Here is a 13,390-nt window from a genome sequence, read left to right on the forward strand (position 1 = left end):
CCAATCACGCAACCGCCCTTCCACGTGACTGCCAGGCGGCTTGCAGGGCCCCAGCGAAGAGACCTGTCGCACCGGCCTGCGCGCCGACGATCATGAGCGTGACTGCCGGAATGGCTTGTCGCATGACCTGGGCGGGCTCCAGCATGCCGAACCCGGCTCCGCTCCACTCCAGCACCAGCCTCACCGACAAGGTCACCCCCACGCCGATGACGATTGTGCTGGCGATCAGGCCAACTTCCACGCTCAGGTAGCGGCTGGCGATCGCCACCCAGCGAGGCTGCTCCACGATCCCCGCGAGTACGGCCATCCATTTGGTAATCAATGCCAGCGAGACGAGCTGCGCACCGATGACGGCCGCCGCAGCCATGTACAACAGCGAGTGAATGTCGAGCCCGAGCGATGCAATGTGCACGCTGCCGTGGCTAAGGAGCCCGAGTCCCAGCATGCCAATGGACGACAGCAGCAGGCCGGGGTACAGGAACAGCCAGCGCGGACAAAACAGCAGCAAGAAGCGAAGGTGGCGCCAGCCATCGCGCCACGTACGCAGATGCGGCGGCCGGTCGCGGCCATCGGGTCGTAGTACGGTCGGGACTTCGACGATCCGCAGGCCAGCGAGCGCCGATTTCGCGACCATTTCGCTGGCGAACTCCATGCCGGGCGTGACGAGCCCCAACCGCTCGATGGCGACCTTCCGGAAGCCTCTCAACCCGCAGTGGAAGTCGCGAATGGACGTGCGAAAGAACAAGCGGCCGATGAAGCTCAGAACCGGGTTGCCGAGATATCGGTGCAGCACAGGCATCGCACCACTTTCGATGCCGCCGGCAAAGCGGTTGCCCATGACCAGGTCCGCTCCGGAACGGAGTTTCTCCAGGAAACCCTCGAGTTGCGCGAAGTCGTAGCTGCAGTCGGCATCACCCATGATCACGTAGGTGCCGCGAGCCGCGCCAATTCCCCCCATGAGGGCCGCGCCGTAGCCCCGGTCGGGCACCGGGACCACTCGAGCGCCGGCGGCACTTGCCAGCTCACGCGACCCGTCGGTGGATCCGTTGTCGGCCACCACCACCTCTCCGTCGATGCCGACGCGGCGCAGGAACGTGAACGCGGCCTCCACGCACTGCACGACAGTCTTTGCCTCGTTCAGGCAAGGCATCAGAATCGTCAACTCCACCGTGGGGAGTGTACGGGAAGGCACTTCGACTTGTTCCGTCGCGGTGCCACAGAAAAAAAGGGGCCTTGCGGCCCCTTCTCCAGCAAGCATCGCTGATCAGCCGCCGCGGCAGGAACCCGGCAGGAACTTGGGCTCGACCGTCGTGCCAGTGGCGCCGCAGATCCACTTGAAGATGGTCTGGGACGTGGCCGAATAAGTCATTGCCGTTCCGGCGCTGTCGGTGGGCAGCAAGACCACATCGCCGTCAGCTCCAGTGCCAATGCCCTGGGACTGAACAGTGACCTTGCCGTTGGCGTCCGTCGAGATCTTCGCCACATACTTCGAAGACGCCGTCGAGGACTCGCAGCCCCAGTTGCCGCCCGTCATGGTGCTCTGCGAGCCAGACTGGTACACCTCGGTGATGGTGGTGCGGCAGGCGGAAGCCGCCAGAATCACTTCCGACATCTTTGCGCGCTTGGTGTAGTCCTGGTACGCGGGCAGGGCCACCGCAGCCAGAATACCGATGATCGCGACCACGATCATCAGTTCGATCAGGGTAAAGCCCTGTTGAAGTTGACGCTTCATGAGTACCTCCAGGTTGTGTAAGAGAAGCTGGGTGGTAGTGCAATCGGTGTGCCAGCCTCGTTTGCGCCGCTCTTCGCTTGAATCCGGCCGCTCACGGCCGGCGGAGGGACACGGGGCGTCAGCGGCCTGACAAATCCGTCAACGCAAGCGACTGCAAACGACCAATCTGCCTCAGTTCGGCTCCTCGACCAAAGGAGTTCGTCTTCCCGAATTTCGGAGGTGACGGATTGCAGGTGCTGAACCGGCGGGGCAACTTGGTCCCTGCCATTGACCGCGTTCACAAGTCGAACACCTGCCCCGCGCGCAGCCACCTGATGTCGTGGGTCACATCCAGGCCGGATGGGTGTGTCTGGTCGAAGCGCTGGATCTCCGTCATGATCAGCTCAGTCTCCGCCGGCTTGGTGTGCGTGATGAAGATCGGAAAGTTCTTGTTCCTGTCGATGCAATCCAGTTCCTCGGCCAAGGCGCACGGCGAAAGGTGCAGGCTGCGCTGCGCCAAGTCCTTCTCACGGTTGCTGAACGCAGTCTCGATCACAAGCGCCGCGACTTCCATCTGATTCACGCGTCGCCAGAATGCCGGATTGCGCTCCGTGTCACCAGTAAAGACCCAGTGCCCCTGCCCGGCGCTCACGGCAAACCCGCACGCCGGCACCGTGTGCACAGCGGGCAAGACTTCAACACTCTTGTCGCCGAGTTGCAGGATCTGCCCCGTTTGAATTTCGTGAAAGCTCACGAACGGCGATTGCGGCGTGGGGATGCGGCTGAAGTCCGGCCAGATCACGTTGTTGAAGATGTGAGCCTTGAGCGCGGCGATCGTCCCCGGCAAGGCATAAACGTGGATCGGTTCATTCAATAGCGCAGCGATGGAATCCACCATCAGCGGAAGTGCCGCGACGTGGTCCAAATGGGAGTGCGTGAGCAGCACGGAGCGGATGTCGCGCATCTCCTCGAGGGAGAGGTCGCCGACGCCCGTGCCGGCATCCACCAGTAAATCTCCATCGATCAGGAAGGACGTCGTCCGGGAATCCTTCGCGATTGCGCCGGAACACCCCAGCACACGCACCCTCATTGGCAACGCCCCTGTCTATGTCATCTCGAAGTGGTCACGCCGTGGCAATGGGCCCATGGCGACGACTTCTTTGAGGCTACACGTTCGGGGTGCGGCGCGTAAAGGCACTTTTTGACGCCAAGCCGCTTGGGATCGCCGCGTGATGTTGGATGCGCCTTCGATGCCGCTCCGCCCCTGCGGCACAAGCCCTTGGCTTCTTCGATCATCGCGAACTTGCACGTTGCAGGATGAGCTGAACCGGGGAGGTGGGCAATCCCGCAGCCAGGATCGAATCAAGAAATGAGCCGCGGTCGCGACGGGTCGCTCGGCTCAGCAAGCCATCACGGCGAATCTTCCGGTCAGGCCAACTGTAGAAACTGCATCTGCGTGCCCGCGAGCTCAAGCATGTCGCCGTTTTTCAGCGTCACCGGCTCCGGGCCAATGGCAGCGCCGTTAAGGGTTGGCTTGTTCGTGCCTTCGACATGCGCCACCACGAAGCCGTGGGCACGCTTGGTGATGGCCGCCACGGCAACGCCGGGCTTGCCGATCGTGGTCACCACTTTGACCAGTGGCACTTCCCGGCCAGCGGCCGCACCGGACAGAACCTTGATGCTGGCATTCACGAGCCCATCAGAACCAAGGCTCGCTGGTGCGGCGGAGGCAGTCAATGCCTCGGGCGTGACAGTCTTCGCCGTGGCGGGGACAGCCGCACTCGGCGCAGCAGGCTTCGCCATAGGCGGCACCGTGCCTGGCTTGATGATCATGGTCTTCTCGAAGGTCGCTCCCGGCGCTTCGTTGATGAACTTGATCTTGTACTTTCCGATTTCAACCGTGTCGTTGTTCTGCAACAACTGCTTCTTCACGGCCTTGCCATTGACGTAGGTTCCGTTGGTGCTGTTCAGGTCTTCCAGGAAAACCTCATTGCCCGTCAATTGCAGCACGGCATGTTCGCCGGACACCGCAAGGTTGTCGATCACGATGTCGTTGTACGGCCGGCGCCCCAGCGTTGTCCGGTCTTTCGTCAACTGCACTTCCTTGATGACGACACCGTCGATCGAAACGATCATCTTCGGCATGGTCGACTCCTAATCAATCAATTCTGAACGCTCAAACCGTCGGGCTCATTGTCCCAGCCAACGCGAGATCAATCCCCTTTTCTTGGAGCCGCTGTTGGCCAGCGCCAGCAGCACCGAAATGTTGTCGCGACCTCCGTTGGCGTTGGCCGCGTCGATCAGCTGCACCGATTTCTGCTCCAGGGAGATGTCGCTGGCCAGTATTTGGGCGATCGAGTCGTCGTCCAGCATATCCGACAGGCCGTCGGAGCACATCAAATACAGATCCCCAGGATCCACCCTGTGCTCGTTGACCTCGAGGAGCACGGCATCTTCGACCCCGAGGGCTCGGGTGACCAGGTTCTTGTTGGTAGACGTTGCCGCCTGCTCCGGGGTGATGAGGCCGGCGTCCATCTGCTCCTGCAGCAAGGAGTGATCCTTCGTGATCTGCTCGAGCTGGTTGCTCCGCAGGCGGTAACACCGGGAATCACCGATGTGTCCGAGCATGAGTCGCCCGTCCTGGAACACGCCCACAACGAGGGTCGTGCCCATCCCGCTGTACTGGGGGTTCGAGTTGGCCGCATTGAAGATGGAGCGGTTCGCGTTGTCGACGCAGATCTCCATGGCCCGGCGCACTTCGCGCGAATTGGCATGCCGGCCAGCTTGGGCGAGCCAGCGACCCAGTTCGGACTTGATGAAGGTCGTTGCCATGCCGCTGGCGACTTCGCCTGCGTTGTAGCCTCCCATTCCGTCCGCGAGGATGCCGAGGCGCGTCGGTTCGTCGATGGCGACGGAATCCTCGTTGTTTTCGCGCGCAAGACCGGGGTCCGTGCGCATGCAAAACTCGTAGTTCATAGTTCGCGGGTCAAGGCATGGCCGGTGTTGCCGCCGCCGGCCTGGGGCCTCTCCGGAGCCCACGTCTTGTTCATCACGGTGATTGGGTCGAACTGCGCCCTTGGCGCCAGCCCCTCTTTCTGTGCCGCATCATAGCCGCGCGGCGCATTTGCTGACACAGTCGCGGCGAAAGCGTTGTCTGCCGCCATCACTGCGGAACCGGCGGCCTTCCGCGACCCGGCGGAGGCAGCGGAAGGCACGGGTTTGCGTTGCCTCACAAGGCGCGTGCGGAATGTGGACGGAAGCTCGCACCGATCGAAGATCGCGTCCGCGAACTCTCTGATGCAAGTCGGGGCAGGCCGCTCCGCCGCATGGAATGAAGGAACGCAGAGGCCGGCAGTCCTGGCATTCGAAGGAAGATGGGTCCGCTGAACGAGCGACCCGCTGACGCACTGGTGCGAAGCAGCCGCCGTACGGAAGTCAGAAGAGCGTTCGCCAAGTGCGTCGTTGAAACCGGCGGACCGCGTGGCCACCACCGGGGCGCTCCCGAACCCACCAGGACGCCTGAACTTGCTGCGTCGTGCAGACAACGATGTACCCACTTCCACCCCTTGCCCGGATTACCGACCGGCCCAAACCCGTGCAATGCGCACAGGGATTGCTTCCCACCCGACGCCATCCGGGGCCGGAGTCCTGCGGAGAAGCTATCAGAGGCTGTTGGGGCTCACAAGCGACTTTGTCACGCCCTCAAAACATTTTGTTTCATTTTGGTCGTTGCCGTCAAAGCGTCCGCGCCAAACAAAAGCCGGCCCATGGGGCCGGCTCTTAAGCGAATGAAAGCATCCGCCTAAAGAAGCGCCTTCAGGAGTTTGCCCATCTCTGAAGGATTGCGGGTGACCTTGAAGCCGCACTCTTCCATGATGGCCAGCTTCGCGTCGGCTGTGTCCGCGCCGCCGGAGATCAATGCGCCGGCATGGCCCATGCGCTTGCCGGGAGGCGCGGTCACTCCAGCGATAAACCCCACGATCGGCTTCTTCATGTTGGCCTTGCACCAGCGGGCGGCTTCCGCCTCGTCGGGCCCGCCGATTTCTCCGATCATGATCACGGCGTCGGTGTCGGGGTCATCGTTGAAGGCTTGCATCACGTCGATGTGCTTCAGGCCGTTGATCGGATCACCACCGATGCCCACGGCGCTGGACTGGCCCAGGCCGATCTCTGTCAACTGCGCCACCGCCTCGTAGGTGAGCGTGCCGGAGCGCGAAACCACGCCGATGCGGCCCTTGCGATGAATGTGGCCGGGCATGATGCCGATCTTGATTTCGTCAGGCGTGATCAAACCGGGGCAGTTGGGGCCCAGCAGCAGCGTCTTCTTGCCGCCCTTGGCTTCCTTGGCCTTCATCTTGTTGCGCACTTCCAGCATGTCGCGCACGGGAATGCCCTCGGTGATGCAGATGGCCAGGTCCAGGTCGGCTTCCACCGCTTCCCAGATCGCGGCCGCGGCACCCGCCGGCGGCACGTAGATCACGGAGACGGTCGCACCGGTCTTGTCCTTGGCGTCCTTCACCGAGGCGAAGATCGGGATGTCGAAGATCTTCTCGCCGGCCTTCTTCGGGTTCACGCCGGCCACGAAGCAATTCTTGCCGTTTGCGTACTCCTGGCACTTCTCAGTGTGGAACTGGCCGGTCTTGCCCGTGATGCCCTGGGTGATGACCTTGGTGTCCTTGTTGATGTAAATCGACATGGCTCTTTCCTGGATTACTTGCTGACGGCGGCGACAACCTTCTGGGCCGCTTCGGCCATGGTGTCCGCGCTGATGATCGGGAGGCCGCTGTCGGCCAGCATCTTCTTGCCCAGTTCCTCGTTCGTGCCCTTCATGCGCACGACCAGGGGAACCTGCAGGTTCACGGCCTTGCAGGCGGTGATGACACCGGTGGCGATGGTGTCGCACTTCATGATGCCGCCGAAGATGTTGACCAGGATGGCCTCGACCTTCTTGTTCTTCAACATGATCTTGAAGGCCTCGGTCACCTTTTCGGGGGTGGCGCCGCCACCCACGTCGAGGAAGTTGGCCGGCTCGGCGCCAAACAGCTTGATGGTGTCCATCGTCGCCATCGCCAGGCCAGCGCCATTCACCAGGCAGCCGATGTTGCCGTCCAGGCTGATGTAGGCCAGGTCGAACTTGGACGCCTCGATCTCCGCCGGATCCTCTTCGTCCAGGTCACGCAGCGCGACGATCTCGGGATGGCGGAACAGCGCGTTGCTGTCGAAGTTGAACTTCGCATCCAGCGCCTTGACGTTGCCGTTGCCCTCGAGGATCAGCGGATTGACTTCCACCAGCGAGGCGTCCGTGTCCATGTAGCACTTGTAGAGCTTCTGGAACACGTCCACGGCTTGCTTCTGCGAGGCCTCGGGGATGCCGATGCCCTTGGCAAGTTGCACGGCCTGGTCATTCATCAGTCCGGCCAGTGGATCGACGAACACCTTGATGATCTTTTCGGGAGTCGCGTGGGCCACCTCTTCGATGTCCATGCCCCCTTCGCTGGAGGCCATCATCGCGACCTTCTGGCTTGCGCGATCGGTCACGACGGAGACGTACAGCTCCTTCTTGATGTCGGCACCGTCCTCGATGAGGAGACGTCGCACCTTCTGGCCCTCCGGGCCCGTCTGGTGCGTCTTCAACTGCATGCCGAGGATTTCGCCAGCCAGCTTCTTCACTTCGTCGATCGAGCGGCCCAGTTTCACGCCGCCGCCCTTGCCGCGGCCGCCTGCGTGGATCTGCGCCTTGACGACCCAGACCGGGCCGCCCAGCTTTTGCGCCGCTTCCACGGCTTCCTGCACCGTGAATGCCGGGATGCCACGCGGCACGGGCACGCCGAAATTGCGCAAGATCTCCTTGCCTTGGTACTCGTGAATCTTCATGAGGTCTCTCTCGGGGATAAGGGAATCCGGGGATGCCGGTCAGTGGCTTCGCTAGGCCATCCGGCAAGGGCGGCAGCAGCTGGGGCACAGCAGCCAGCAAACTGTATCATGGTGCACTGCACCAAAACCCACACGGCGCTTACAGTAACGATAAGCAGTTGCTATAGGAAAAGAGATGCCCAAGGTTTTCATCGATGGCGAGGCTGGCACCACCGGCCTGCAGATCCGGGAGCGGCTCGAGAAGATGCCGCAGATCGAGCTCGTGAGCATCGCCTCGGAAAAGCGCAAGGATCCCGCCGCCAAACGAGAGTTGATGGCCGGGGTCGACCTGGTGATTTTCTGCCTGCACGATGACGCCGCTCGCGAGTCCGCTGCGATGGTGGAGGAGATCGGCAAGGGTGGCGCAAGGAAGCCCCGCATCATCGACGCATCGACCGCCCACCGCACTGCCGATGGCTGGGTGTTCGGCTTTGCGGAACTGGCCCCCGACCAGCGGGATGCCATTGCGAAGGCGGAGCGCGTGAGCAACCCAGGTTGCTACGCCACCGGCGCCATTGCTTTGCTGCGGCCGCTGGTGGATGTCGGGGTGCTGCCTGCCGACTACCCGGTGGTGCTTCCCTCAGTGAGCGGCTACACGGGCGGCGGACGCACCATGATCGAGGCCTACGCTTCGGGCAGCGCCCCGGCCTACGAGGTCTACGCCCTGGGCCTGAAGCACAAGCATCTGCCGGAGATCATGAAGTACACGGGCTTGGTGCGCCGTCCCATCTTCATTCCGGCCGTCGGCGACTTCGCGCAAGGCATGCTCGTGCAACTGCCGCTGCATCTGAACACGCTGCCTGGCAAGCCCACCGCGGCTGACCTGGAAACCGTGCTCAAACGCCATTACCAGGGAAGCGAGTGGGTGAGCGTAGAAGCGCCAACGGCGGACGGCAAGCTGGAACCCACAGCGCTGAACGACACCAACAAGATGGAACTGCGCGTCTATAACAACATGGACTATGCGCATGCGGTGCTGATTGCACGCCTGGACAACCTCGGCAAGGGGGCCAGCGGCGCGGCGGTGCAGAACCTGAAGATCATGCTCGGCTTGTGAGGGGGCCGGCGTCGGCCGGAGTCCCCTGAAAAGCCGAACGGCGGTGCGCCCTGAGGCGCCCGCCGTTCTTTCTTTTGGACCCTGCTGCGTGCCGTCTCCCAACGACATCCGCTCTTGCATGTCGGGACCGATGATGGGGCTGCCGCCCCGCTGCGTCGCCGTCCAGCCGACAAGCGTGCCGGCAGCGAGCGACCAGCGGCGCCCGGCGTTCGATTCTGCTCAGTCTTCGTCCATGCGCAGCACGCGACCGATGACCTCGCCGCCGAAACCTCGGGCCGCGAGGAAGCGCGCCTGCCGGGCCCGCTCGGCGGCATCGACGGGCGGCACGCCGAACTTCTTGCGCCAGACCTCGCGGGCACGGGCGATTTCGGTGGCCTTCAGGCTCGCCACGGCCAGGGCCACGCGTTCGGCATCCAGGCCCTTGGCCTGCAGTTCCTGCTTGATGCGCCCCGCACCGAGCCGCGCGCTGCGCCGATGCAGCAGCGAATCCACCACGCGCTGTTCATCGATGAAGCCGCGGGACTGCAGTTCGTCCAGCGCGGTCTTCAGTTGCCCCGGCGCCTGCTCATGCTGCGCCAGCTTGCGCTCCAGCTCGCGCCGGGAATGCTCGCGGGCCGCGAGCAGCTTCAGCGCGCGGCCCTTGAGCGAGATCTGGCCGAAGCCCATGCCTGCAGCCGCGCCTTATTCAGCGACCGCGTCGGCCGGCAGCAGCGGGATCTCCAGCGACGCGCGCACCTTGTTCTCGATTTCGCGTGCCAGCTCGGGGTTCTCGCGCAGGAACTCCCGCGCGTTGTCGCGGCCCTGCCCGATCTTTTCACCGTTGTAGGCGTACCAGGCGCCCGACTTCTCCAGCACGCCCGCACCGACGCCCATGTCGATGACCTCGCCCTCGCGGCTGATGCCCTCGCCGAACAGGATGTCGAATTCCGCGGTCTTGAATGGGGGTGCCACCTTGTTCTTGACCACCTTGACCTTGGTCTCGTTGCCGATGGCTTCCTCGCCCTTTTTGATCGTGCCGGTGCGGCGGATGTCCAGCCGCACGGAGGCGTAGAACTTCAGCGCGTTGCCGCCGGTGGTGGTCTCGGGGCTGCCGAACATCACGCCGATCTTCATGCGGATCTGGTTGATGAAGATGACCATGCAGTTGGTCTTCTTGATGGTGGCGGTCAGCTTGCGCAGCGCCTGGCTCATCAGGCGCGCCTGCAGGCCCGGAAGGGAATCTCCCATCTCGCCTTCGATTTCGGCCTTGGGCACCAGCGCCGCGACGGAGTCGATGACGATCAGGTCCACGGCGCCGGAGCGCACCAGGCTGTCGACGATCTCCAGTGCCTGTTCGCCGGTGTCGGGCTGGGAGATGAGCAGGTCGGAAACGCTTACGCCCAGCTTCTGCGCGTACTGGATGTCGAGGGCGTGCTCGGCGTCGACGAAAGCGCAGGTGCCGTTCTGGCGCTGCATCTCGGCGATGACCTGCAAGGTGAGGGTGGTCTTGCCCGAGGATTCCGGGCCGTAGATCTCGACGACGCGACCGCGCGGCAAGCCGCCGACGCCCAGCGCGATGTCCAGGCCGAGCGAGCCGGTGGACACCACCTGGATGTCCTCGATCTTCTCGCCTTCGCCGAGCCGCATGATGGTGCCCTTGCCGAACTGCTTCTCGATCTGGGCGAGCGCAGCCTGCAGGGCCTTGGCCTTCTCGGTGTCGGCCGGAGCGATCTTGCTTCCTTTGACTTGGACATCCATCTCGTTTCTCCTTGACATTCGGTTCCGTGGGTTTGGGTTGCGGCCGACATCCAGTGGATTTAAGTACAGGCTGGATGCATGGCCAGTAATGTAACGAGCGAGATGCCAAGCGGACAACAGGTTTTTTGGTCAGTTTGCCTTACGATTTCGCCATGACCATGGAAGAGGACGGTTGGCGACTGACCCATCTCGGGCGCCTGCTCGGGCACGCGATGCGGCGCTTCGACGAGCGCGTGCTCCACCTGATGGCGCACAACGTCGACGTGCCGCTGGCCCTCTCCAACCTTGCCGCGCGGGCCCAGATCGGCGCGGCCCATGTCCACATCACGCGCCACCTGGAGTTGGGGGGCACCCGGCTCACGGACCTGGCCCAGAAAGCCGGCATGAGCAAGCAGGCCATGGGCGACCTGGTCGACCAGAGCGAGGCCTGGGGCCTGGTCACCCGCGAGGCCGACCCGCGGGACGCCCGCGCCCGCCTGGTGCGCTTCACTCCCACGGGCCTGCTGTGGCTGCAGGCCTTCAAGGACGCCGTTGCGCAGGCGGAAAGCGAGTTCCGGCAGGAGGTCGGGCCCGAAGTGGCGACGGTCGTGGCCATCGGGCTGGAGGCCTACGCAGGCGGGTCCGACTGATCTGCATCAGATGGCGGCCGGATGCGCCGCCTAGAATTTCAGCTCAAAGCGTCCGGATGCGAAGAAGACGCCCACCTCCAGGAGACAAGCATGCGGATCCTCATCGCCGAAGACGACCAGGTACTGGCCGACGGCCTGCTGCGCAGCCTGCGCGCCTCGGGTGCGGCCGTCGACCACGTGGCCAGCGGCTCGGAAGCCGACGCGGCGCTGATGACGAACAACGAGTTCGACGTCGTCATTCTTGACCTGGGGCTGCCCAAGATGCATGGCCTGGAAGTGCTGCGCAAACTGCGCGCGCGCGGATCCACCATGCCAGTGTTGATCCTCACCGCGGCCGATGCCATCGAGGAGCGCGTCAAGGGCCTCGACCTGGGCGCGGACGATTACATGGCCAAGCCCTTCGCGTTGTCGGAGCTGGAAGCGCGGGTGCGCGCCCTCACGCGGCGCGGCATGGGCGCCACCAGCAGCACGATCAAGCATGGCCCGCTGGTGTACGACCAGGCCGGCCGCGTCGCCACCATCGACGGCAAGATGGTCGAACTGTCCGCCCGCGAACTGGGCCTGCTGGAAGTGCTGCTGCAGCGCGCCGGCCGCCTGGTCAGCAAGGACCAGTTGGTGGAGCGCCTGTGCGAGTGGGGCGAAGAAGTGAGCAACAACGCGATCGAGGTCTACATCCACCGCCTGCGCAAGAAGATCGAGAAGGGCCCGATCCGCATTGCCACGGTGCGCGGCCTCGGGTACTGTCTGGAAAAGATCCCGGGCTGACGCATTGCCGCGTCCCGGGCTGGCGGGACCCTGAACTGAGTCGATGAAGATTTTCCAGCGTGAGCAGCGTTCGCTGTTCGGCGAAATCCTGGACTGGATGCTCACGCCGCTGCTGCTGCTGTGGCCGGTGAGCCTGGCGCTGACCTGGCTGGTGGCGCAAAGCATCGCCGGCAAGCCCTTCGATCGCGCCCTCGAATACAACGTCACGGCCCTGGCGCAGCTGGTCACCGTCCACAACAACCGCGCCGCGTTCAACCTGCCGCAGCCCGCGCGCGAGATCCTGCGCGCCGACGATTCCGACCAGGTCTACTACCAGGTGCTCGGCTCCAAGGGCGAGCTGCTGTCGGGCGAGCGCGACTTTCCGCAGCCGACCGAGGACGAGAAGCCCACCCCCGGCGAGACGCGCCTCCGCGACGACGAGATGCGCGGCCTCGACGTGCGCGTGGCCTACACCTGGGTCAAGCTGGATGTCGCCGGCGCACCGGCGCTGGTGCAGGTCGCGGAGACGCGCGAGAAGCGCTCCGTGCTCGCCACCGAAATCATCAAGGGCGTGATGCTGCCGCAGCTCGCCATCCTGCCGGTGGCCGTGCTGCTGGTGTGGCTGGCGCTGGTGCGCGGCATCAAGCCGCTTTCGGAGCTGGAGGAGCGCATCCGCCAGCGCAAGCCGGACGACCTGAGCCCCCTGGACGAGAAGGTGGTGCCGCTGGAGGTCGCGCCGCTCGTGTCGTCGGTGAACGACCTGCTGACCCGCCTGAAGAGTTCCATTGCGACGCAGAAGCGCTTCCTGGCCGACGCCGCGCACCAATTGAAGACCCCTCTCGCGGGACTGCGCATGCAGGCCGACCTCGCCCAGCGCGAGCAGATGAACACGGAGCAGCTGAAGCAGTCGCTCAAGCAGATCGGCCGCTCGAGCATGCGGGCCACGCACACGGTCAACCAGCTGCTGTCGCTGGCGCGCGCCGAGACCAGCGGCAAGTCGCTGGTGCGCCAGCCGTGCGACCTCGCCGCGCTGGCGATCGACGCCGTGCAGGACACCGTGCCGCGCGCCATGGACAAGCACATCGACCTCGGCTACGACGGCGCGCAGCCCGGCTCCGGCGTCACGCTGCAGGGCAATCCGACGCTGCTGACGGAAATGGTCCGCAACCTGCTGGACAACGCGGTGAACTACACGCCCTCCAGCGCCCAGCATCCCGGCATCGTCACGGCGCGGGTGCTGGCCGACCCGTTCAGCGGCGTGCAGGTGCTGCAGGTGGAGGACACCGGGCCCGGCATCCCCGAAGCCGAGCGCGAGCTGGTGTTCCAGCCGTTCTATCGGGCACTCGGCACCAACGTCGACGGCTCGGGGCTCGGGCTGCCGATCGTGCTGGAAATTGCGCGCCAGCACCACGCGGTGGTGGAGGTGGAGGACGCGCGGCCCGGACAGACCCCGCCGGGCACGCGCGTCAGCGTGCGGTTCGACGCCGCCGCCGGCGAAACGGTCGACGCGGCCTGAGCGCCACGTCCGCTGCGGCCGGTTTATTCCGCGCAAGGCGACATCCTTGCGCCAGCTCAATAGGCATTCCACGGCGCGGCCTA

At 64.3% G+C, this 13,390-nt stretch carries 13 protein-coding genes; 4 read left to right on the forward strand and 9 right to left on the reverse strand.

The window, feature by feature from the left end:
* Positions 1-4 precede the first annotated feature (4 nt).
* The 7 genes from AC1DSA_RS03865 to sucC form a co-directional block, all read right to left on the reverse strand.
* Positions 5-1,168: a glycosyltransferase family 2 protein gene (locus tag AC1DSA_RS03865; RefSeq protein WP_477886242.1), complete on the reverse strand. Its 1,164-nt coding sequence runs from the start codon at positions 1,166-1,168 to the stop codon at positions 5-7.
* Between the two features lie 96 nt (positions 1,169-1,264).
* The gene (locus AC1DSA_RS03870) at positions 1,265-1,732 is read right to left on the reverse strand and encodes a pilin (RefSeq protein WP_477886244.1); all 468 of its coding nucleotides are present in this window, start codon (positions 1,730-1,732) and stop codon (positions 1,265-1,267) included.
* Positions 1,733-2,009: 277 nt separating this feature from the next.
* On the reverse strand, positions 2,010-2,801 hold the full coding sequence (locus AC1DSA_RS03875; protein ID WP_477886245.1) for a 3',5'-cyclic-nucleotide phosphodiesterase: 792 nt from the start codon (positions 2,799-2,801) through the stop codon (positions 2,010-2,012).
* Positions 2,802-3,139: 338 nt separating this feature from the next.
* Positions 3,140-3,856, reverse strand: a complete 717-nt coding sequence (locus AC1DSA_RS03880) for an FHA domain-containing protein (RefSeq protein WP_477886247.1) — start codon at positions 3,854-3,856, stop codon at positions 3,140-3,142.
* A 45-nt stretch (positions 3,857-3,901) separates the two neighbouring features.
* Positions 3,902-4,687: a Stp1/IreP family PP2C-type Ser/Thr phosphatase gene (locus AC1DSA_RS03885; protein ID WP_477886249.1), complete on the reverse strand. Its 786-nt coding sequence runs from the start codon at positions 4,685-4,687 to the stop codon at positions 3,902-3,904.
* 826 nt (positions 4,688-5,513) lie between these two features.
* Positions 5,514-6,407, reverse strand: a complete 894-nt coding sequence (sucD, locus tag AC1DSA_RS03890; protein ID WP_477886251.1) for a succinate--CoA ligase subunit alpha — start codon at positions 6,405-6,407, stop codon at positions 5,514-5,516.
* Between the two features lie 14 nt (positions 6,408-6,421).
* On the reverse strand, positions 6,422-7,585 hold the full coding sequence (gene sucC / locus AC1DSA_RS03895; RefSeq protein ID WP_477886254.1) for an ADP-forming succinate--CoA ligase subunit beta: 1,164 nt from the start codon (positions 7,583-7,585) through the stop codon (positions 6,422-6,424).
* A gap of 175 nt (positions 7,586-7,760) precedes the next feature.
* Between sucC and argC the strand changes: the two genes are divergently transcribed.
* Positions 7,761-8,681, forward strand: a complete 921-nt coding sequence (gene argC, locus AC1DSA_RS03900; RefSeq protein WP_477886256.1) for an N-acetyl-gamma-glutamyl-phosphate reductase — start codon at positions 7,761-7,763, stop codon at positions 8,679-8,681.
* Positions 8,682-8,900: 219 nt separating this feature from the next.
* On the opposite strand, the gene recX is transcribed toward argC, so the two are convergent.
* Together recX and recA are read right to left on the reverse strand one after the other, a co-directional pair.
* Positions 8,901-9,347 (reverse strand): recombination regulator RecX, encoded by a 447-nt coding sequence (gene recX, locus AC1DSA_RS03905; protein ID WP_477886258.1) that lies wholly within the window; start codon positions 9,345-9,347, stop codon positions 8,901-8,903.
* A 15-nt stretch (positions 9,348-9,362) separates the two neighbouring features.
* On the reverse strand, positions 9,363-10,418 hold the full coding sequence (gene recA, locus AC1DSA_RS03910; RefSeq protein WP_477886260.1) for a recombinase RecA: 1,056 nt from the start codon (positions 10,416-10,418) through the stop codon (positions 9,363-9,365).
* 152 nt (positions 10,419-10,570) lie between these two features.
* Between recA and AC1DSA_RS03915 the strand changes: the two genes are divergently transcribed.
* The 3 genes from AC1DSA_RS03915 to AC1DSA_RS03925 all read left to right on the forward strand — a co-directional run bounded on the left by AC1DSA_RS03915 (position 10,571) and on the right by AC1DSA_RS03925 (position 13,307).
* Positions 10,571-11,047: a MarR family winged helix-turn-helix transcriptional regulator gene (locus tag AC1DSA_RS03915; protein WP_477886263.1), complete on the forward strand. Its 477-nt coding sequence runs from the start codon at positions 10,571-10,573 to the stop codon at positions 11,045-11,047.
* A 90-nt stretch (positions 11,048-11,137) separates the two neighbouring features.
* A complete protein-coding gene (locus tag AC1DSA_RS03920; protein WP_477886265.1) occupies positions 11,138-11,812 on the forward strand; it encodes a response regulator in 675 nt (224 codons plus the stop codon).
* Between the two features lie 43 nt (positions 11,813-11,855).
* Complete coding sequence (locus AC1DSA_RS03925; RefSeq protein ID WP_477886266.1) at positions 11,856-13,307, forward strand: sensor histidine kinase N-terminal domain-containing protein; 1,452 nt, start codon at positions 11,856-11,858, stop codon at positions 13,305-13,307.
* Positions 13,308-13,390 lie beyond the last annotated feature (83 nt).

The sequence above is a fragment of the Ramlibacter sp. P4_H7 genome (assembly GCF_056400765.1).